Origin of the sequence: Streptomyces cyaneus, assembly GCF_004028635.1 — a bacterium.
Lineage (GTDB): Bacteria > Actinomycetota > Actinomycetes > Streptomycetales > Streptomycetaceae > Streptomyces > Streptomyces cyaneus.
Map to the genome: position 1 here is coordinate 829776 of NZ_ML138678.1, position 20306 is coordinate 850081.

The window sequence follows — 20306 nt, forward strand, 5'->3', positions numbered from 1 at the left end:
ACCCTGTCCTCGCCGTGGTCAGGGGTACAGGGCCAATCGCCTCCCGCACAACAGGACCAATCAGCGGCCGCCGCTCCGTTCGACACGGTTCACGTCCGCTCGGACAATGGAGATGTCGGCGTGCGGTCACCCCGGCGGCGCCTGCCGTCGGCCCCGCAGTACTTCTGCGCCGCCCGAGGAGGCGCGCCATGGCCGTCCGTATTGCCACCTTCAACGCCGAGAACCTCTTCCGCCGCCCGCAGGTCTTCGGAATGACGGACCACAAGGAGCGGCAGGAAGTCCTGGAGGACTACGCCGAGTTGGTCTCCCTTCTGGAGAAGGAGAGCTACGCGGCCGACGAGGACCGGATCGCCGAGCTCATCAGGAAGCACGGCATCTACAAGGGCGACAAGGACAGCACACGGCAGTTCGTTGTCAACGAGACCCGCGGCCAGCACACCCTGTTCAACCCCCGGCCCGAGCGGAACTCCACCGCCATCGACATCAAGGCGAAAGGCCGCGCGGCGTGGACCGGCTGGGTGGAACTCGTCCGCGACAACCTCGACTGGGCCGCCGTGCACAACACCGGCCGGGTCGTCGCCGAGGTCGACGCCGACGTCCTGCTCACCGTGGAGGTCGAGGACCGGCTCACCCTGGAGCGCTTCAACACCCAGGTCCTGGGCAAGGCGCTGGGCAGGCGACCGTACCCCTACAGCATGCTGATCGACGGGAACGACCCCCGCGGCATCGACATCGGGATCCTCAGCCGCCACCCGATCACGACCGTCCGGTCCCACGTCTTCGACACCAACCCGGCACGCGCCGACAGGCGCCTGTTCAGCCGTGACTGCCCGGAGTTCGAGGTCGAGTTGGACGACACGCCGCTCGTGGTCCTCGGCAACCACCTGAAGAGCAAGGCCGACGACAACCCGGACCTGCGCCTCGCCCAGGCGAAGCGCGTCGCGGAGATCTACCGGGCCGCGCAGGAACGCACCCCGCACGTCGTCGTCGCCGGGGACCTCAACGACAACCCCGACAGTGAAGCCATCGCGGTACTGCGGGACACCGACCTCCGCGACGTGATGGACCACCCCGCCTATCGCGGAAAGTTCTCCGGCACGCACGGGACATGCAAGAACGAGGGGGACAAGATCGACTACCTCATGTTGCCGCCCCCGATGTGGCCGAAAGTGCAGCAGGTCGGCCTCGAAACCCGCGGAATCTCCGCGAAGGGCATCGACCACTTCGACACGGTGAAGACCAGGGCCGACGCAGCCTCCGACCACGCGGCGCTCTACGCCGACCTGGACCTCTAAAACGCAGGTTCCCCGCCACCCCCTCAGGGGCGCGGGGAACTGCGCGACAAGCCACAGACAACGCGCACCCGGCAACGAACACAAGCCGGGCAGACGCTGAACCGACTAGCAGCCGACGAGGCGGCTCGCCAGGTAGCCCTCGATCTGGTCCAGGGAAATACGCTCCTGCTTCATCGAGTCACGCTCACGCACGGTCACGGCGTTGTCGTCCAGCGTGTCGAAGTCGACCGTCACGCAGTACGGCGTACCGATCTCGTCCTGGCGACGGTAACGGCGACCGATCGCACCCGCGTCGTCGAAGTCGATGTTCCAGTTCTGCCGCAGCGCCTGGGCGAGCCCCTTGGCCTTCGGGGACAGCTCGGGGTTCCGCGAAAGGGGAAGCACGGCGACCTTCACCGGCGCCAGACGGTGGTCGAGGCGCAGCACCGTGCGCTTCTCCATCTTGCCCTTGGCGTTCGGCGCCTCGTCCTCGACGTACGCGTCCAGCAGGAACGCCAGCATCGCGCGCCCGACACCGGCCGCCGGCTCGATGACGTACGGCGTCCAGCGCTCGCCGGCCTCCTGGTCGAAGTAGGAGAGGTCCTGGCCGGAGGCCTTGGAGTGCGCGCCGAGGTCGTAGTCGGTGCGGTTGGCCACGCCCTCCAGCTCGCCCCACTCGTTGCCGCCGAACTGGAAGCGGTACTCGATGTCAGCGGTGCGCTTGGAGTAGTGGGAGAGCTTCTCCTTGGGGTGCTCGTACCACCGCATGTTCTCCTCGCGCAGGCCCAGGCCGGTGTACCAGTTCCAGCGCTGCTCCATCCAGTACTCCTGCCACTTCTCGTCCTCGCCCGGCTTGACGAAGAACTCCATCTCCATCTGCTCGAACTCGCGGGTGCGGAAGATGAAGTTGCCGGGCGTGATCTCGTTGCGGAAGGACTTGCCCATCTGCGCGATGCCGAACGGCGGCTTGCGGCGCGAAGTGGTCTGCACCTGGGCGAAGTTGGTGAAGATGCCCTGGGCGGTCTCCGGGCGCAGGTAGGCGATCGAGCCGCTGTCCTGCGTCGGGCCGAGGTGGGTGGAGAGCAGACCCGAGAACTGCTTGGGCTCGGTGAACTGGCCCTTGTTGCCGCAGTTCGGGCAGTTGATGTCCGCGAGGCCGTTCTCGGGGAGGTGGCCCTTCTTGGCCTCGTAGGCCTCTTCCAAGTGGTCGGCGCGGAACCGCTTGTGGCAGGAGGTGCACTCGGTCAGCGGGTCCGTGAAGGTGGCGACGTGACCGGAGGCGACCCAGACCTCGGGGGCCAGGATCACGGACGAGTCGATACCGACCACGTCCTCGCGCGACGTCACCATGTAACGCCACCACTGACGCTTCAGGTTCTCCTTGAGCTCGACACCCAGCGGTCCGTAGTCCCAGGCGGCGCGCTGGCCGCCGTAGATCTCACTGCAGGGGAATACGAAGCCACGGCGCTTGCTCAGGCTGACGATGGTGTCGATCTTGTCGGCGGCCACGGTGCTCTCTTCATTACGACGACGGGCGACGAAGCGAGGCGCTTCACAGCGAATGCTTCAGGGTACCGGCGGGGGCTCCCCCTCAACCAAATCGGTAGCGCTCTGTGGACGGCCGCTCACGCTTGTTGACAATGGTTTCCAACTTTGCTGAAAATGACTGTCATGAACGTACGACGACACCACATATCCGGGGTTGCCCTCGCGGCCGTGACCGCCCTCGGTCTCGGCTCTCTCTCGGCCTGCTCCACGGACAGCGCGGCCGCCGGCAACACGGACAAGTTCGACGTCGTCGCGTCGTTCTACCCGATGGCCTTCCTCGCCGAGCAGATAGGCGGCGGCCATGTGAACGTCACCACCCTGACCGAGCCCGGCCAGGAGCCGCACGACCTGGAGATCAGCAGCCAGCAGCGGGCGCAGCTCGAGGAGTCCGACGCGGCGCTCTATCTCAAGGGCCTCCAGCCGTCCGTGGACGAGGCCATCGCGCAGTCGGGCCTCAAGACGAAGATCGACGCAGCCGGCCTGACCTCCCTGGAGGAGCACGGCAACGAGGTCGGCGGCCACGCGGCCGAGCACGACGACGAGCACGGCCATGAGGAAGAGGGCGGCAAGGACCCCCACATCTGGCTCGACCCGGTGAAGTACGCCGAGGTCGCCGAGGGGGTCGGCAAGGCCTTCGAGAAGGCCGACCCGGACCACGCGGCCGACTACAAGAAGAACACCGCGGCCCTGGTGAAGAAGCTCGGCGACCTGAACACGCAGTACGAGACCGGCCTGAAGAACAGCAAGTCCAAGGTCTTCATCACCACGCACGCCGCCTTCGGCTACCTCGCCGAGCGCTACGGACTGACCGAGGAGGCCATCAGCGGCCTCGACCCCGAGTCCGAGCCCAGCGCCGCGCGCGTGAAGGAACTTGAGAAGATGGCCAAGGCCGACGGCGTCACCACCGTCTTCTACGAGACGCTCGTCAGCGACAAGACCGCGAAGACCATCGCCAAGGACGCGAACCTCGACACCGACGTCCTCGACCCGCTCGAGGGCATCACGGACAAGTCCAAGGGCGACGACTACTTCCAGGTGATGGAGTCCAACCTCAAGGCGCTGCAGACCGCCCTGGGAGCCAAGTGATCGTTACGGAGGACCTCGTGAGCGAGCCCGTCATTTCGCTGCGCGGCGTACACGCCGAGCTGGGCTCGCGCCCGGTCCTGCGCGGCATCGACCTCACCGTGCACCGCGGTGAGGTCGTCGCGCTGCTCGGCGCCAACGGCTCCGGCAAGTCGACCGCCGTGCGCAGCATCATCGGACAGGTACCGGCCGCCGCCGGTGAGATCGAACTGTTCGGCACCGCGCGGGCACGGTTCCGCGACTGGGCGCGGGTGGGGTACGTCCCGCAGCGCACGACCGCCGCGGGCGGCGTCCCGGCCACGATCACCGAGGTCGTCTCCTCGGGCCGCCTGTCCCGCACCCGCTTCGGCGTCCTGCGCAAGGCCGACCACGCGGCCGTACGGCGCGCCCTGGAGCTGGTCGGGATGGCCGACCGCGCCAAGGACTCGGTGAACGCCCTCTCCGGCGGCCAGCACCAGCGCGTGCTGATCGCCCGCGCCCTGGCCTCCGAACCCGAACTGCTGATCATGGACGAGCCGATGGCCGGCGTCGACCTGGCCAGCCAGGAAGTCCTGGCCCGCACGCTCAGGGAACAGGTCGCGGCCGGTGCGACGGTCCTGCTCGTCCTGCACGAACTGGGCCCCCTGGAGCCCCTGATCGACCGGGCGGTCGTGCTGCGCGACGGCTGTGTCCTGCACGACGGCCCGCCCCCGAAGGCGGTCGGCCAGCACGCGCTGCCCGGCCACGACCACGTCCACCCGCACGCGGCTCACGACGCCGAACCGATCCGGACGGGACTGCTGAGCTGATGGAGATCCTGAACTACGCCTTCATGCAGCGGGCCCTGCTCGCCGCCGTCCTGGTCGGCATCACGGCCCCCGCGATCGGCATCTACCTGGTCCAGCGCCGCCAGGCCCTGATGGGCGACGGAATCGGCCATGTCGCGATGACCGGCGTCGGCCTGGGCTTCCTGCTGTCCTGGTCCCCGGTGTGGATGGCGACGATCGTCTCGATCGTCGGCGCGGTGCTGATGGAGCTGATCCGCTGGTACGGCCGCACCCGCGGCGACATCGCCCTCGCGATGCTCTTCTACGGCGGTATGGCCGGCGGCGTGATGTTCATCAACCTCGCGCCCACGGGATCGAACGCGAACCTCACGTCGTACCTCTTCGGCTCCCTGTCGACCGTGAGCGAGTCGGACGTCACGGCGATCTGTCTGCTCGCGGCGTTCGTGGTGCTGGTCACGCTCGGCCTGCGCCGCCAGCTGTTCGCGGTGAGCCAGGACGAGGAGTTCGCGAGGGTCACCGGCCTTCCGGTACGCGCCCTGAACCTGCTGACCGCGGTCACCGCGGCGGTGACGGTGACGGTCGCGATGCGCGTGGTCGGCCTGCTGCTGGTCAGCGCGCTCATGGTCGTCCCCGTGGCGGCGGCCCAGCAGCTGAGCCGCAGCTTCGCGGCGACGTTCGCGATCGCCGTCGCCATCGGCGTCACGGTGACGATCGGCGGCACCGTGACCTCGTACTACCAGGACGTGCCGCCCGGCGCGACGATCGTGCTGCTGACCATCGGCGCGTTCATCGCGCTGACGGCGCTGGCAACCCCGCTGGCCCGCCGCCGGGCCCGCGCCCTGGCCGCGGCGCAACCCTCCGGCGACCCCGCGGAGTGCGCGATTCCGGCCAGCAGGGGGACCGACGGCAAGGTCGGCGTCTGAACGCTGACAGTCCGGGCTGGCACAATGGCCCGGCAAGGCGCAGACGTGAGGAGGCAAACCGGTGACGACGGCAGGACCGCCCGTGAAGGGCCGAGCCACCCGGCAGCGGGCCGCCGTGGCGGCGGCCCTTGACGAGGTCGACGAGTTCCGCAGTGCGCAGGATCTCCACGACATGCTCAAGCACAAGGGCGACTCGGTCGGGCTCACCACGGTCTACCGCACCCTGCAGTCCCTCGCCGACGCGGGCGAGGTCGACGTCCTGCGCACCTCCGACGGCGAGTCGGTCTACCGCCGCTGCTCGACCGGCGAACACCACCACCACCTGGTCTGCCGCGTCTGCGGCAAGGCCGTCGAGGTCGAGGGCCCGGCGGTGGAGAAGTGGGCGGACGCCATCGCCGCCGAGCACGGCTATGTGAACGTGGCGCACACGGTGGAGATCTTCGGCACGTGCGCGGAGTGCGCCGCAGGTTGAGCCGCTGAACAGTGCGGGTCAGTGGGGGTGACCGTCCCCTGGGGGCCTGCGGCCCCCAGACCCCCGCTTCGGCCCTGAAGGGGCCTCGTCCTCAAACGCCGGACGGGCTCGAATGCCTGGACCGGCGTCGAGAGGTGAAGCGTCCTGGTGAAATCAGCCCCTCCGGCGTTTGAGGAGCGGGGGTCCAGGGGGCGGAGCCCCCTGGAGGACGGGACGGGTAGGGGCGGCGGGGGCGAATCCGATCCCGCCGCACCCCCAATGAGCCGTCAGTCCTCCGTCCGGCCCTCCATGGCCAGCAGTTCCTCGTTCGGGATCGCCCCGCCGAACCGCCGGTCGCGCGACGCGAACTCCACGCACGCGCGCCACAGGTCACGGCGGTCGAAGTCCGGCCACAGGACGTCCTGGAAGACCATCTCGGCGTAAGCGCTCTGCCAGAGAAGGTAGTTGGAGGTGCGCTGCTCACCGCTCGGGCGCAGGAACAGGTCCACGTCCGGCATGTCCGGGTAGTACATGTACTTCGCGAAGGTCTTCTCGTTGACCTTGGACGGGTCGAGCCGCCCCGCCTTCACGTCCGCCGCGAGGGCCTGCGCCGCGTCCGCGATCTCGGCCCGCCCGCCGTAGTTCATGCAGAAGTACAGCGTCAGCTTGTCGTTGCCCTTGGTCTGCTCCTGGGCGATCTGGAGCTCCTTGGCGACCGACTTCCACAGCTTGGGCATCCGGCCGACCCACCGCACCCGGATCCCCAGCTCGTCGAGCTGGTCGCGGGTCTTGCGGATGAAGTCGCGGTTGAAGTTCATCAGGAAGCGCACCTCGTCCGGCGACCGCTTCCAGTTCTCGGTGGAGAAGGCGTACAGGGAGATCGCCCCCACGCCCATCTCGACCGCGCCCTGGAGGACGTCCAGCACCCGCTCGGCGCCGACCTTGTGCCCCTCGGTGCGCGGCAGCCCGCGCTCCTTCGCCCAGCGGCCGTTCCCGTCCATGACGATCGCCACATGGTTGGGGACGAGCTCGCCGGGGAGCTTCGGCGCGCGGGCACCGGACGGATGCGGCTCCGGCGCCTTGTACTCCCGACGCTGCCGCCCCAGGATCCCGCGTACGACCATGTGCCTCTCGTCTCCCTTGCTTCTACTTTTCGACGTACCGAAGTGAGCGCAACCCGCGCTCCAGGTGCCAGTGCAGATAGGCGGACACCAACCCGCTGCCCTCCCGGACGTACCGCGGCTCGCAGGCGTCCGCGGTCTCCCAGTCTCCCGTAAGCAACGCGGCGAGCAGTTCCAGGGTCTGCGGCGACGGTACGACGCTACCGGGGACCCGGCAGTCGACGCAGACCGAGCCTCCGGAGGCCATCGAGAAGAAGCGGTTCGGCCCCGGCATCCCGCACTTCGCACAGTCGCTGAAGCTCGGGGCGTAGCCATTGACGGCGAGCGACCGCAGCAGGAAGGCGTCGAGAACAAGGTGCGGGGCGTGCTCGCCGCGGGAGAGGGTGCGCAGGGCGCCGACGAGGAGCAGATACTGCTGCACGGCCGGCTCGCCCTCATGATCGGTGAACCGCTCGGCGGTCTCCAGCATGGCCGTCCCGGCCGTGTAGCGCGCGTAGTCGGTGACGATCCCGCCGCCGTACGGTGCGATGGTCTCGCTCTGCGTACACAGCGGCAGCCCGCGCCCGATCAGCTCGCTCCCCCGCGCGAAGAACTGCACGTCGACATGGGAGAACGGTTCGAGCCGCGCCCCGAACTTCGACTTCGTACGCCGCACACCCCGAGCCACGGCCCGCACGCGTCCGTGCCCGCGCGTGAGCAGCGTGATGATCCGGTCTGCTTCCCCGAGCTTCTGGGTGCGCAGCACGATGCCGTCGTCGCGGAACAGACTCATGGGGTCATTGTCTCGTACGGCTGGCGTCAGGGGGTGCGGTCAGGGTGGCTGATGGTGTCCCAGGGGGCGATGTTCCAAGGGCTGGAACGATTCGCCGGGTCCAGCAGGGACCGCAGATGCTCGTCGGCCACCGCCTGCGGGGCCGGGAGATCGTCCTCCCCCATGCCGCGCAGCCCGTCCCGCCACACCTGCCGTCCGAGCAGATAGTGATCGGCGTACTCCCGCCACGAGCCGTACGTCCCCGCCACCGACGGCACGATGTTCTTCAGCGCGGTCCAGGCGTCGGACTCGCCGATCAGCCCGCAGGCGAAGCCACGGCGGGCGATGTCGACGTACAGGGCGGCGTCCCAGGCGAGCGGCGAGACACCGGTGAGCCGGTACGCCCGGGCCCGGTAGCCGCTGCGGGACAGGTCGTCGAGCCGGCCGACCAGCTGCTCACGCGAGGTGATCTCCCACTGGTCGGCCAGCCAGCGCCGGGCGCTGTCGTCGTCGATCCGCGTGAACGGGTACAGCGTGGTGCGCGAGGCGTCACGGTCCCGGTTCACCGGCGCGCTCAGCGACACCATCCACAGCTGGTGCGTGGTGAGCGGCACGGGGTAGCGGCGGGACGCCTTCGCGCCGCGTCTCCTCCATCTCCACAAAGCCATGCCGCCGCACCCTACGTGCCCGCCGCGACGTCAAGGAACCTCACCCCGGCTGCGTGCGTTCGCGTACGCCGTCGCCGCGCGCAGCCGCTCGGCGGCGCTGGCCGTACGTACGGTCGTCGGCTCGGCGTCCCATTCCTTGCCGCCGCCGTATGGTCTGAGTTGGACGTACGGTCCCTCGTGACCCATGACGATGCCGATTCTCCCCGAACGAGTGTCGACGACATACGCTCCGATCGGTGGCTTCATCGCAGCACCGCCGCGAGGCGCTGCGCGGTCTCGACCGAACACCGGCCCAATTCGACGAGCGGGCAAGGGGCTTCACGCGCAAGACTCGCCGGATCGATCCGGAGTGTCGGGAGCGTAATTCCTGCCTTCTCCAGCGCCGCCCGCAATTCCTTCACTGCTTCCTCCGCTTCTTCGACGCAGCGCGCCGAGTGTCGTGCCGTCACGTGACTCCCCTCCTATTTGGGTTTCACCCTTTTCATCTCCATGGTGACCTGCGGCGCCTACACTCGGCAGGAGTCTGTGCTCTACAAGTGCGGGGAAGTGCAAGGGGGTTGGCCATGGCCAATGGTTCGCGGCTGGCAGCGTGGGAGTTCTTCGGAGCGGAGCTGAAGCGGCGGCGGGAGGATGCCGGTATCACTCAGGTGGAGTTGGGTGCGCGGGTATTTGTCTCCGGCGGTTACATCGGCCAGTTCGAACAGGCGATCCGAAAACCACAATTGGACGTGGCTCAGCGGATTGATGAGGCCCTGCAAACCGACGGTATTTTCGAGCGGATGTGGCGGAAGCTCATCAAGGAAGAGCGGTACGCGGACTATTTCGCGCACGCAGCGGAGCTGGAGCGGCTGGCCACGAAGATCTCCGACTGGGAGCCCTCCGTCATCCCCGGGCTCCTGCAAACACCGGCATACACGAGAGCGCTCGTGGTGGCGACACACCCGCTCGCGACTGACGAGTTCATCGACGACCGGGTCGCTGCCCGCGTCGAGCGGTCTCATATCGTCAAGGACGCTACAAGGCCGGAGTATTGGGCGATCGTGCATGAGACAGTGCTCCGCGTCCCGGTGGGTGGACCGGAGGTCGCGGCTGACGCGCTGGAGCACATGGCTGCTGTGGCCCGCGAGCGCAAGGTGGTCTTGCAGGTGCTTCCGTTCTCGGCGGGGCCACCGGCGAACAACGGCTCGCTGCGCCTCATGGAGTTCGAGGACGCTCCTCCAACCGCCTATACAGAGACCTCGTTTTCGGGAAGCCTCCTGGACGACCCGGCAGTGGTGAAGCGAGCGAGCCGAGCCTACGATCTGCTCAGGGGAGCCGCACTGTCGCCGGAGGCGTCCCTCACCCTGATCCAATCGGCGGCTGAGGACTTCAGACGATGCACGAGTACGCCCTGAGCAACGCGAGCTGGCGCAAGAGCACGTACAGCAACGGCGATGGCGGCAACTGCATCGAGGTCGCCGACGGAGTCCCCGGCGTCGTGCCCGTCCGAGACTCCAAGCTCGCCTCGGACAGTCCCGTGCTCCTCATCCCCGCCCCCGCCTGGAACGGCTTCCTCGACGCGCTCAGGTAGCCGTCGGCGTCAGCAGGATCTTGCCTCGGGTGCCGCCTGCTTCCAGGAGGGCGTGGGCGCGTGGTGCGTTCTCGAACGGGAGGACGTGGGCGACGCGCAGCGTCAGCTTGCCCGCCTCGACGTGGCGGGCCAGGGCGTCGAGCATGGTGCCGTCCGTCTGGACGCCGTAGATCTCCACGTCGACCGACCGCTCGGCCTCCGGTACCGCGAACGGCGTGAGGGAGATGAAGCGGCCGCCGTCCCGTAGCGCCTCGATCGTCGACGGGCGGCCCGCCGCGTCGATGACGGCGTCGAAGGAACGGGCCGGGGGCGCGTCGGTGTCCGAGAAGACCTCGGCGGCGCCGAGTTCCTTCACTGTGGGCGCGTCGGACGCGCGGGCGAGGCCCGCCGGACGCCAGCCGCGCAGGGCGGCCAGCTGGACGAGGTGACCGCCGACCGCGCCCGCGGCGCCGCTGACCAGGAGACGTCCCTGGAAGTCGGTGCCCAGCCGGTCGAGTGCCTGCTCGGCGGTGAGGGCGGCCAGCGGCATCGCCGCGGCGTCCTCCAGCGGCACGTTACCGGGGGCGCCGGCCGCGAGGGTCTCGTCCAGGACGACGTACTCAGCGCTCACCCCGGCCCCGGTGGCCAGTTGGGAGCGTGCGGCGATCACCCGGTCACCGGCCCGGAAGCGAGTGGCGCCAGGGCCCGTCTCGACGACCGTTCCGGAGACGTCCCAGCCGACGACGGCCGGCAGCACCGGGGAGGGTATGTCGCCGCGGCGGACGGCCAGGTCGACCGGGTTCACGGCGACCGCCGCCACCCGGACGAGGATCTCCCCGGGGCCCGGCCGAGGCTCGTCCAGGTCGGCCACGGTCAGGACCTCGGGCGGTCCGTAGCGGTCGATGATCACGGCTTTCATGCGAACTCCTTGCGGGCGGACTCGTTGCGGGCGGGCTCCTTGCGGGACCTGCCCAGTCGGCGCATGGCCGGCTTCTCCACCGCCGCGTACAGCAGCCATGCCACGCCGAGCGTCAGCAGCATCTGCGCGAGCAGCACGCCGATGCCGGCGGCGGTCCCGAAGTACCGGTCGGGGCCGAGGATGTCTCGGACGACGTTCAGCAGGATGAGATGAACCATGTAGAAGGCGAAGGACACTTCGCCGAGCCAGACCATCGCCCGGCTGCGCAGCACCGAGGGCCGCCCCGAGGTGTCCATGAGGGCGACCGCCGGGATCAGCAGGGCCATCGGGACGACGAAGACCGCGTCGAGGGCGTAGAGCCACGGGACGTACAGGGACAGGGCGTACGCCGCCACGCAGGCGAGCGCGGCGGGCAGCGGCTTGACCGTGAACCGGCGGCCGGTGAGGACGATGCGCGCCATCAGCATGCCGAGCACGAAGTCCAGGGCGCGCACCGGCGGCAGCATGTACACGCTCCAGTACTGCCAGACGGACGCCGGGGACCCCTCGGGCATCGGCGGGTTCGCGGGCAGCAGCAGATACGCCAGTGCCGGTACGGCGATCACCGCGGCGGCGACACCGGCGGCCCAGCGCCACAGGTGCGCCGCCGGGATCCGCTTGATCCAGCGCAGGAACAGCGGGAAGCACAGGTAGAAGAAGAGCTCGCAGGCGAGGGACCAGCTGGGCGGGTTCACGCCGAGGAAGACCGTGAACTCCGGGATCCAGGCGTGCACCAGGGCGAGGTTCGGTACTGCCTGCCACCACTGGGTGGCGGATCCGGAGAGCAGGGCCAGGGCCAGGACCCAGGTGACGAGGTGGTTCGGGTAGATCTTGAAGAACCGGCGGCGCCAGAAGTGCCGGGGCCGGTCGCCCTCGCGGGCCGACCAGGTCAGCACGAAGCCGCTGAGGATGAAGAAGAAGCTCACCCCGGCCCAGCCGGCGTTGCTGGACAGCCACCGGTAGCCGTCGGAGACGTCTTCGGAGGCGAAGGGGTTGAGGGCGGGCAGGGCGAGTGAGGAGTGGTAGCAGAAGACCAGCAGGGCGGCGATGAAACGCAGCCCGGTCAGGGAAGGGAGCCTGCCGTGCACAGCCTGTTGCGGCCGGGGGGCACGCTCCGTGGATATCGCGGCGGATTCGGCGGATTCAGCGGATATGGACAAGGTGTCTCTCCGGAGGAAGACGGGAAGTGGGCAGGCCCGGTGCGGCCGGAGGGGCCGGATGCGCTCGCTCCGGCCGCACGGGCGACTGCCGGTCGGGGTCAGTCCCGGTCGAGGAACTCGGTGATCAGCTGGACCAGTTCGGCGGTCTTCTCGAAGACGACCATGTGGCCGCTCTCCAGCTCGGCGTACTCGCTGCCCTTGACGGCCTGGTGGATCTCGCGCGAGTGCTCCACGGGGATCAGCAGGTCCCGGCTGGAGCCGACGACGAGCGTGCGGGCGCCGATGGCGGGCAGCAGTTCGGTGATGTCGACGCGGTGGTCGAGCTCGATCTGACGCAGGGTGCCGGCCTCCGCGGTGATCCCGGCGACGGTGGCCTTGACGCCGTCGCTGCCGAAGCCGGCGAGGAACGGCGGCGAGAAGATCAGCAGTGCGCTGTAGGCGGCGAAGGCATCCGCGTCGATGTCCGGCAGCCGCCGCCACAGGTCGACGGCGAGCTGCTGGCGCGGATCGTCGTTGCGGGCCCAGCCGTTGATGACGATCAGCCGGCGGACCAGCTCGGGGTACTTGGCCGCCGCGGCGGCCGCGACGACCGCGCCGAGCGAGAACCCGACGATGTCGAACGGCTCGTCGGTCACCGCCCGGGCCGCGCCGATGACCTGGTCGACCAGCTCGTCCAGGCTCAGCTCGTCGGCGTGCAGGGGCGTCTTGCCGCTGCCCGAGTAGTCGGGGGTGATGACGGTGCGGCCCTCGGTGAAGTGCTCACGGAGGTGGCCCCAGTTGGTCTCGCCGTCCGCGGCCGTGCCGTGCACGAACAGCAGTCCGGGTCCGCTGCCCTGGGAGGTGTAGTGGACGGGGGTGCCATTGACGTCGATCGTGGGCACGGGAATCTCCTAACTTGCGGGTGGTGGGGGGAACTCGGGGGTTGTGAGGAACATGGGGCCCGTGGGGGTCCATGGGGCCCGTGGGGGTACGCGGGAGGACTCAGCGCAGGGCCGGGGCCGGGCTCGGCTCCTCGTCCCGTGGTGTGGTCCGGGCGGCCGGCGGCCTGGCCCAGCGGCGCATCACCGGGCGCTCGACGCACACCAGGAGGAGCCAGCCGGCCAGGAGGGTGGCGCAGAAGAAGCCGAGGAGGACTAGGACACCGGGGAGCGGGCTGAAGAGCCGCTCGTCCATCAGCGTCGTACGGACGGAGTACATGACCACGTACTGGGCGAGGTAGAAGCCGAAGGAGACCTCGCCGAGCCACTGCATCGTGCGGCCGCGCAGCACCGTCGGGGCGCCCTCCACGTCGGCGCGGGCCACCGCGCAGATCAGCAGGGCGATGGGGACGACCGTCATCAGGTTGAGGCCGTAGAGGAACGGCACCACCATCGCGGCGGCGTAGCCGACCAGGCACAGCAGGGAGGCCGCGATGATCCCGATGCGGGGTGCGGCTCCGGCCGCCACGAGCCGGGCCAGGATCATGCCGAGGACGAACTCGAACATCCGCACCGGCGGGAAGTTGTAGCCGAACCAGAACTCCCACAGGGAGATGCCGAAGCCTTCCGGGGTCGGCGGGTGCTGCGGCATCAGGAAGTCGGTGACCAGCTGTACGGCCAGCATCCCGGCGACCATGGCGGCAGCCCAGATCCACAGCGCGCTCTCCTTGATCCGCTGCACCGGCCGCAGCAGGAGCGGGAACAGCAGGTAGAAGAGCAGCTCGCTGCAGAGCGACCAGCTCGGCGGGTTCACGCTGATGAAGGTGTCGTGCTGCGGGAACCACGAGTGGATCAGGAACAGGTTCGGCAGCCACGCGGACACCGGCGTCATCGCCCCGGCGAACAGGACCATGGCGAGCGCCCACATGACGACGTGGTTGGGGAAGATCTTCAGCAGGCGCCGGCGCCAGAAGCCCGTGAGCGTGTCACCGGGCCGGGCCGACCAGGTCAGCACGAAGCCGCTGAGGACGAAGAAGAACGACACCCCCATCCAGCCGGCCTTGCTGAACAGCCAGCGGAAGCCCTCCTCCCAACTCTCGTCGGCGAACGGGTTCATGGGCGGGTCGCTGAAGGTCGCGTGGAAGAAGAAGACCAGCGCGGCGGCTATGAAACGCAGCCCGGTCAGTGAGGGAAGCTTGGTCCGGTAGCTCCCCAGGGCGCCGTCGGTGGCGACAGCGGGGGACGACGAGGTCATGGATGCCTGTTCCCTTCAGGAGGCGGCGGTCAGCTGCTGCGGGGTCGGGGAGGATTCGGCCGGGTCCGCGGTCTTCCTGCGGGGGCGGGCCCAGCGGCGCATGGCGGGGCGTTCGACGCACACCAGGAGCAGCCAGCCGAGGGCCAGCGATCCGGCGAACTCGGCCGCCACGACGGCGACACCGGCCGGCGTCGCGACGGTCCGGTTGTCCATCAGCGTCGTACGCACGAACGAGAGCACGATCTGCTGGGCGAGGTAGAAGCCGAAGGAGACCTCGCCGAGCCACTGCATCGTGCGGCCGCGCAGCACCGTCGGGGTGCCGTCCGCGTCGGCGTGCGCCACCGCGCAGATCAGCAGGGAGATCGGTACGACGGTCATCAGGTTGAGGCCGTAGAGGAACGGCACCACCATCGCCGCGGCGTAACCGGCCACGCAGAGCACGGCCGCCGGGACGATCCCGACCCGCGGAAAGGCGCCGGCGAGCACCAGCCGGGCCAGGATCATGCCGAGGACGAACTCGAACATCCGCACCGGCGGGAAGTTGTAGCCGAACCAGAACTGCCAGACCGTCACGTCGGTGCCGGGTGCCGGGGGGCTGCTGGGCGCGAGGAAGTCGGTGACCAGCTGCACGGCCAGCATGCCGGCGACCATGACCGCCGCCCACAGCCACAGGCCGCGCTCCTTGATCCGCAGAACCGGCCGCAGCAGGAACGGGAACAGCAGATAGAAGAGCAGTTCGCTGCAGAGCGACCAGGCGGGGGCGTTGAGGCTCAGATGGACGGTGGGGTCGGGGAACCAGGAGTGGATCAGGAAGAGGTTCGGCAGCCACACCTTGGCCGAGATCGCCGTCCCGGCGAACAGGATCATGGCCAGGGCCCAGGTGGCGACGTGGTTGGGGAAGATCTTCACCAGGCGCCGGCGCCAGAAGCCGGTGACGGTGTCGCCGGGGCGGGCCGACCAGGTCAGGACGAAGCCGCTGAGGACGAAGAAGAACGACACCCCCATCCAGCCGGCCTTGCTGAACAGCCAGCGGAAGCCGTCGGCTGTGTCCGGGTCGGCGAAGGGGTTCATCGATATGAAGATCAGTGAGGCGTGGAAGAAGAAGACCAGGGCGGCGGCGATGAAGCGCAGCCCGGTCAGCGAAGGAAGCTTGGGCCTGGTGGAGGGCGCGAGGCTGCTCGACATGGCGGTGGCTTTCTCGTGAGAAAGGTCCGGGGTCGGGAGGTCCAGGGTCGGGACGTCCGGGGTCGGGAGGTCTGGGTCTGGACGTCCGGGGTCGGGAGGTCCGGTTCAGGCGGTCGGCGCGGCGGTGGTCCCGGAGTCGGCGGGCTGCCGGTCCGAAGTGCCGCCCTGCGCCGGGTCGTTGACGGCTTTGCGCCGGCGCCGGCCGCTGTGCACCGTCTGGGCGATGAGCAGGGCACCGAGGGCGGTGAACGCCGCGGCGCCGACCGTGACCGAGCGGATGCCGAGGCCCTGGTCGATGATCTGGCCGCCGGCCCAGGAGCCGAGGGCGGCGCCGAGTCCGAAGGCGGACATGTTGGCGGTCAGGGACAGCGTCGGCGCGTCCGCGGCGGCGGAGAGCACCTTGGCCTGGAGGCCGGGGATGAGGGCGAAGGTCGCCATGGAGAAGAGGATCAGGAAGGCGGCCGCGCCGACCGGTGAGGGGGCGGCGACCCAGTACAGGAGGCAGACGGCGGCGAGGGCCCAGGACAGGCCGAGCACCGCCGCGTCGACGGACCGGTCGGCGCACCTGCCGCCGATGGTGTTGCCGACGATGGAGCCCAGGCCGTAGGCGACGAGCACCGCAGGGACCCACGCGGACGGGAAGTCCCCGACGTCGGTGAGCAGCGGCACCATGTAGGTGATCAGCGTGAACATGCCGGCCGAGCACAGGACGGTGGCCAGGACGGTCCCCACCACCTGCCATTTGCGGAACACACGCAGCTCGTGTGCCGCGGACGATCCGCTGGTGCCGCCGCCGTCCGGGATGACCAGCAGGATCAGGACGGTGGCGAGCAGCGCGAGGACGGCGACGCTGCCGAACGTGGCCCGCCAGTTCAGTTGTTGGGCCACCAGGGTGCCGAGCGGAACCCCGAGCACGGTCGCGAGGTTGATGCCCAGCTGGGTGCCGGCGATCGCCGACCCCTCCTTGCCCTCGTCGGCCATGTCGCCCGCGATGACGACGCACACGGCGAGGAAGGTGCCGTGGATGACGGCGGTGAGCATGCGGCCCACGACCAGCAGCCCGAAGGTGGGGGCGAGGCTGGAGACGACGTTTCCGGCGACCGAGACCAGCAGCAGACCTACGAGCAGGTGCTTGCGCCGGACCCGGGTGGTGGCCGCGGTGACCAGCGGCCCGCCGACCACCACGGTCAGGGCGTAGACGGTCACCAGGAGCCCCGCGGTGGGGATGGTCACCGACAGGTCCCGGGACAGGTCGCCCAGCATGCCGCTCGGCGCGAGCTCGGCGGTGCCGACGCAGAAGATGGCCAGGATCAGGACAGCCATACGGGACCGCATGCAGTGCCTCTCGTGTGCGACGGGCAGCCCTTTTTCCGGACTGAAGATTATTTTATTGGCTCGCTGTCCACTATACAAGCAGCTTTGCCGATGGAGCTACACAGGCGCCGTGCAGACGCGCCGTCAGGCGTTGGGCACCGGACGCCGGATCAGCACGGCGACCAGCACCGCCGTGGCCAGCACGGCCGAGACCAGCGGGAGCAGGCCGACCGGCTGTCCGAGGAGCATCGCGCCGAGGGCCGACCCGCCCGCGATGCCGATCTGGAAGCCGGTGACGTAGACGGAGGACGCCCGGTCGGCGTCCGCGCCCGCCAGCCGCATCACCCCCGTCTGGAAGACGGGCCCCGCGGCGGCGAACGCCCCGCCCCACACGGCGACGGCGACGGCGGCCACGGCACAGCGCACGGCCGTCGGGACCGGGGCGAAGGCGAGGGCCAGGAGACCGACCCCCGCCGCGAAGGCGGCCATGGTCACGACCGCGGAGCGTTGTGGAGAGCTGTCGTTGTGACGGCCGATGAGATACGTCCCCACCGCCCCCGCGCCGCCGAAGACGGCCAGCAGGACGACCACCGCCCCCGACCCGCCCGTGACGTCGGTGACGATGACGGCGAAGTACGTGTAGCTGAGGAAGTGCGCGACGACCAGCACCACGGCGACGGCGCACAGCGTCAGGACCGCGCTCCAGTCGACCACCGACCGATCCGCCGCCGACCTATCGACGGGGGACCGCTCCGCCGCCGACCGGTCCACCGTCCCGGGCGGGGCTCCCGCCGGGCCGTCGTGGAGCGACGCGTTCGTCGTCGGCCGCGGTCGCAGGGCCCACACCAGTGCGAGGGTCACCGCCACCGTGGCCGCCGCCAGCAGCAGGGCGGTGGCCCGCCACCCGATGAACTCCCCGACGAACGTCGTGCCCGGGCTGCCCACGATCGCCGCGAGCGAGGAGCCGCCGAACACCACGGCGGTCGCGGTCCCCACCCGCTCCCGGGGCACCAGGGTGGCGGCCGCCGGAGCGATCAGCGACCAGAGCACCCCGTGGGTCAGCGCCGCGGCGACCCTGCTGACCGCCATCATGGCGAACCCCGTGGCGGCCGCCGCGAGCAACTCGGCGACGACCAGGACCAGTAGGGAGACCACCAGGGCCGTACCGCGGGACACGCGTGCGGCGAGGGCGACGGTCGGGATGGTGACGACGGCGGCGACGACGGCGTATCCGCTGATGAGCAGTCCGACCCGGCCGGCGCCGACGTCCAGGTCGGCGGCGATGTCGTGGATGAGTCCGACCGGGAAGACCTCGAAGGTGACGTAGACGAAGGTGGCCGCGGCGAGCACGGCGAGGCGGGCTGCGGTCGGTGCGTCGATCCTGGCCGGCGCGGCCGGCGGGGCCTCCGCGCTCACCGGCGCGCCCCGGCCGCGGTGTCCCGGGAGGCCGCGCGCGCCGGAGCACCCGTCACGTCCCGCAGGGCCGGATCGACCTGGACGAGGACCTTGGGCCGAGCGCGCCCGCCGTCCGCGAGGCGGGCGAAGGCGGCGTCCAGGTCGTCGAGCGGGAAGACGCCGTCGACGAGGGCGTCCAGGTCCACCGCGCCCGATTCCACCAGCGCGACGAGCCGGTCCCAGTAGCCGATTCCGGACAGCACGCCGTGCACCGTGACGTCCCGGATGACCAGGCCCGCCGCGTCGAATGCGTCGACCGCGTGGTGGGGCGTGCCGAGCTGGGCCACCCGCCCGCCGGACGCGACCAGGCGGACGGCGGAGCGGACCGCCGCCACGCTGCCGGACGCCTCGATCACGGCGTCGTACGCCTCCGCGTCCGCGTCGCCGGGCGCGGCCTCGGCGCGCAGGCCGAGGCGGTGTGCCAGTTCGCGGGCGGTGGGCTGGGGGTCGAAGACGACGGTGGGGGCGCCCAGGTGCTGGGCGACCTGTGCCGCCGCGAGCCCCAGGGTGCCCGCGCCGAGGACCGCGACCCGGTCGCGGGAGGTCACGGCGAGCCGGTCCACCGCGTGGACCGCGGCGGCGGTCGGCTCCAGCAGCGCGCCGGCGGCGTCGGACAGGGTGTCGGGGATCCGGGTCAGGGTGCTCACGGGTACGGTGATCAGCTGCGCTCCGGCGCCTGGAAGCGGGCCGAGGACGCCGATCTCGCTGCGGTTCGGGCAGTACCTGATACGGCCCGCGCGGCAGTGCGGGCAGCGGCCGCAGGTACGGAAGTTGTGTCCCGCGACGCGTTGCCCGGCCAGGGCGGGGTCGGCGCCGGGGCCCAGGCGGGTCACCGTGCCGATCCACTCGTGGCCCGGGACGAAGGGGTAGCTCTTCAGGCCGTCGTGGAGGTAGTTGCTGCTGCCGTCGTAAAACCCGAGGTCCGTGCCGCACAGGCCGAGCAGGGCCACCCGGACCAGTACCTCGTCCGGGCCCGGCTCGGGCGGGGCGACCTCGGTGACCGTCACCGTGCGGGGGCCGGTGAGCAGGATGGCTTTCATCGTTCGTCCTTGGCGTGGCTGAGCCCGATCGCGGTACGGCACAGTGCGATGTCCGTCCTGAGTCGGGTCGGTGAGTGGGCGTAGTCGTTCTCGACGAGCACCGAGCGGGCGCCCGAGCGCCGCAGCAGGCCGGGCAGGGCGTCGAAGGCCGTGCCCGGCACCGGGGTGCCGCCGTCGGTGGCGTGTGCGGGTTCCTTGACGTGCAGGTCCGGCAGGAGCAGCCCGGCGGCCCCGACGAGGTCGGCGAAGCGCGAGGGGTCCTCACCGGCGTCCAGGAGGTTGCCGGTGTCCAGGACCAGGCGCAGGGCCGGGTGGTCCACGCGGCGGGCGAGGACGAGGGAGTCGGCGGGGCCGAGGGGTGACTCGTAGGCGAGGGTCAGGTCCGCCGCCGCGACCCGCTCGCACAGCACGCGCAGCGCGTCGGCGGTACCGTCCCGCAGCCCCTCGCTGGTCGGCAGGCTGCGCCGGAAGCCGGGGACGTGCAGGACGCGTGCCCCCAGCCTCCGCGCGCACTCCAGGGCTCGCTCCAGCAGGGTGACGGCCGACGGGTTCGCCGTGCCGTGCTCCTCGGCCAGGCCGATGTCGTTGACGTGGTTCACCGCGAGGACGGGCACCGGGACGTCCCTGGCGATCGCCTCGGCCTCACGCAGTTCCACGGGGTCGCTCAGCAGCGGCCCGCGATGCGCCCCACCGAAGTCCAGATGCAGTTGATCGGCCCCTTCCGCGAGAGCGACCCGGGCCGCCACCCGCCGGTCGGTACTGATCCGCCACTGGGGGGCGGCCACGGCGGTGGCGGTCGGGACCTGTTCCTCGTCGGATACGCCGGTCAGGCCCTGCCCCCTGTCAGAAACGGCGGTCATCTCCACCACCCCCTGTAAGAAACGGCG

General features: G+C 70.2%; 22 protein-coding genes. 7 read left to right on the top strand and 15 right to left on the bottom strand.

The genetic code is table 11. The features are described from left to right. Positions 1 to 188: 188 nt before the first annotated feature. A complete protein-coding gene (locus EHO50_RS03685; RefSeq protein WP_128428330.1) occupies positions 189 to 1295 on the top strand; it encodes an endonuclease/exonuclease/phosphatase family protein in 1107 nt (368 codons plus the stop codon). 105 nt (positions 1296 to 1400) lie between these two features. Here the strand turns inward: EHO50_RS03685 and EHO50_RS03690 are convergent, their stop codons facing one another. Further along, positions 1401 to 2783, bottom strand: coding sequence for a glycine--tRNA ligase (locus tag EHO50_RS03690; RefSeq protein ID WP_128428331.1), 1383 nt, complete (start codon positions 2781 to 2783; stop codon positions 1401 to 1403). 162 nt (positions 2784 to 2945) lie between these two features. Between EHO50_RS03690 and EHO50_RS03695 the strand changes: the two genes are divergently transcribed. The 4 genes from EHO50_RS03695 to EHO50_RS03710 all read left to right on the top strand — a co-directional run bounded on the left by EHO50_RS03695 (position 2946) and on the right by EHO50_RS03710 (position 6067). Next, positions 2946 to 3908, top strand: coding sequence for a metal ABC transporter substrate-binding protein (locus tag EHO50_RS03695; protein WP_128428332.1), 963 nt, complete (start codon positions 2946 to 2948; stop codon positions 3906 to 3908). Between the two features lie 17 nt (positions 3909 to 3925). Beyond that, positions 3926 to 4693, top strand: coding sequence for a metal ABC transporter ATP-binding protein (locus EHO50_RS03700; protein ID WP_425472124.1), 768 nt, complete (start codon positions 3926 to 3928; stop codon positions 4691 to 4693). After that, entirely contained in the window at positions 4693 to 5595 is a 903-nt protein-coding gene (locus tag EHO50_RS03705; protein ID WP_128428333.1) for a metal ABC transporter permease, read from the top strand. Before EHO50_RS03700 ends, EHO50_RS03705 begins: the two co-directional genes overlap by 1 nt. Positions 5596 to 5656: 61 nt before the next feature. Next, positions 5657 to 6067 (top strand): Fur family transcriptional regulator, encoded by a 411-nt coding sequence (locus EHO50_RS03710; RefSeq protein WP_128428334.1) that lies wholly within the window; start codon positions 5657 to 5659, stop codon positions 6065 to 6067. A gap of 266 nt (positions 6068 to 6333) precedes the next feature. Here EHO50_RS03710 and EHO50_RS03715 read toward each other — a convergent pair whose 3' ends face one another. From EHO50_RS03715 to EHO50_RS03735, 5 genes are read right to left on the bottom strand one after another with little or no spacing between them, the layout of a single operon-like run. Next, positions 6334 to 7170, bottom strand: coding sequence for an isoprenyl transferase (locus EHO50_RS03715; protein WP_128428335.1), 837 nt, complete (start codon positions 7168 to 7170; stop codon positions 6334 to 6336). Positions 7171 to 7192: 22 nt separating this feature from the next. Beyond that, positions 7193 to 7939, bottom strand: a complete 747-nt coding sequence (recO, locus tag EHO50_RS03720; RefSeq protein WP_128428336.1) for a DNA repair protein RecO — start codon at positions 7937 to 7939, stop codon at positions 7193 to 7195. 26 nt (positions 7940 to 7965) lie between these two features. Then, the gene (locus EHO50_RS03725) at positions 7966 to 8586 is read right to left on the bottom strand and encodes a DUF1266 domain-containing protein (RefSeq protein WP_128428337.1); all 621 of its coding nucleotides are present in this window, start codon (positions 8584 to 8586) and stop codon (positions 7966 to 7968) included. A 30-nt stretch (positions 8587 to 8616) separates the two neighbouring features. Continuing rightward, positions 8617 to 8832, bottom strand: coding sequence for a hypothetical protein (locus tag EHO50_RS03730; protein ID WP_128428338.1), 216 nt, complete (start codon positions 8830 to 8832; stop codon positions 8617 to 8619). Next, a complete protein-coding gene (locus EHO50_RS03735; RefSeq protein WP_079052616.1) occupies positions 8829 to 9035 on the bottom strand; it encodes a hypothetical protein in 207 nt (68 codons plus the stop codon). The genes EHO50_RS03730 and EHO50_RS03735 overlap by 4 nt, the downstream gene beginning before the upstream one ends. Before the next feature lie 114 nt (positions 9036 to 9149). Between EHO50_RS03735 and EHO50_RS03740 the strand changes: the two genes are divergently transcribed. Continuing rightward, entirely contained in the window at positions 9150 to 9980 is an 831-nt protein-coding gene (locus EHO50_RS03740; RefSeq protein WP_128428339.1) for a helix-turn-helix domain-containing protein, read from the top strand. Next, positions 9962 to 10156 (top strand): DUF397 domain-containing protein, encoded by a 195-nt coding sequence (locus EHO50_RS03745; RefSeq protein ID WP_128428340.1) that lies wholly within the window; start codon positions 9962 to 9964, stop codon positions 10154 to 10156. Before EHO50_RS03740 ends, EHO50_RS03745 begins: the two co-directional genes overlap by 19 nt. On the opposite strand, the gene EHO50_RS03750 is transcribed toward EHO50_RS03745, so the two are convergent. The 9 genes from EHO50_RS03750 to EHO50_RS03790 form a co-directional block, all read right to left on the bottom strand. Further along, positions 10149 to 11054, bottom strand: coding sequence for an NADP-dependent oxidoreductase (locus EHO50_RS03750; protein ID WP_164904738.1), 906 nt, complete (start codon positions 11052 to 11054; stop codon positions 10149 to 10151). The genes EHO50_RS03745 and EHO50_RS03750 overlap by 8 nt on opposite strands. Beyond that, complete coding sequence (locus EHO50_RS03755) at positions 11051 to 12253, bottom strand: acyltransferase family protein (protein ID WP_164904739.1); 1203 nt, start codon at positions 12251 to 12253, stop codon at positions 11051 to 11053. The genes EHO50_RS03750 and EHO50_RS03755 overlap by 4 nt, the downstream gene beginning before the upstream one ends. A gap of 98 nt (positions 12254 to 12351) precedes the next feature. Beyond that, a complete protein-coding gene (locus EHO50_RS03760; protein ID WP_128428343.1) occupies positions 12352 to 13134 on the bottom strand; it encodes an alpha/beta fold hydrolase in 783 nt (260 codons plus the stop codon). Between the two features lie 100 nt (positions 13135 to 13234). Then, a complete protein-coding gene (locus EHO50_RS03765) occupies positions 13235 to 14425 on the bottom strand; it encodes an acyltransferase family protein (protein WP_128428344.1) in 1191 nt (396 codons plus the stop codon). 15 nt (positions 14426 to 14440) lie between these two features. Further along, positions 14441 to 15610, bottom strand: coding sequence for an acyltransferase family protein (locus EHO50_RS03770; protein ID WP_128428345.1), 1170 nt, complete (start codon positions 15608 to 15610; stop codon positions 14441 to 14443). Positions 15611 to 15715: 105 nt separating this feature from the next. After that, complete coding sequence (locus tag EHO50_RS03775; RefSeq protein WP_164904740.1) at positions 15716 to 16933, bottom strand: MFS transporter; 1218 nt, start codon at positions 16931 to 16933, stop codon at positions 15716 to 15718. A gap of 135 nt (positions 16934 to 17068) precedes the next feature. Beyond that, positions 17069 to 18340 carry an MFS transporter gene (locus EHO50_RS03780; protein ID WP_128428347.1) on the bottom strand — a complete coding sequence of 424 codons (1272 nt, stop codon included), beginning with the start codon at positions 18338 to 18340 and terminating at the stop codon, positions 17069 to 17071. Beyond that, complete coding sequence (locus EHO50_RS03785; RefSeq protein WP_128428348.1) at positions 18337 to 19419, bottom strand: zinc-dependent alcohol dehydrogenase; 1083 nt, start codon at positions 19417 to 19419, stop codon at positions 18337 to 18339. The genes EHO50_RS03780 and EHO50_RS03785 overlap by 4 nt, the downstream gene beginning before the upstream one ends. Next, positions 19416 to 20279: a sugar phosphate isomerase/epimerase family protein gene (locus EHO50_RS03790; RefSeq protein WP_128428349.1), complete on the bottom strand. Its 864-nt coding sequence runs from the start codon at positions 20277 to 20279 to the stop codon at positions 19416 to 19418. Before EHO50_RS03790 ends, EHO50_RS03785 begins: the two co-directional genes overlap by 4 nt. Positions 20280 to 20306 lie beyond the last annotated feature (27 nt).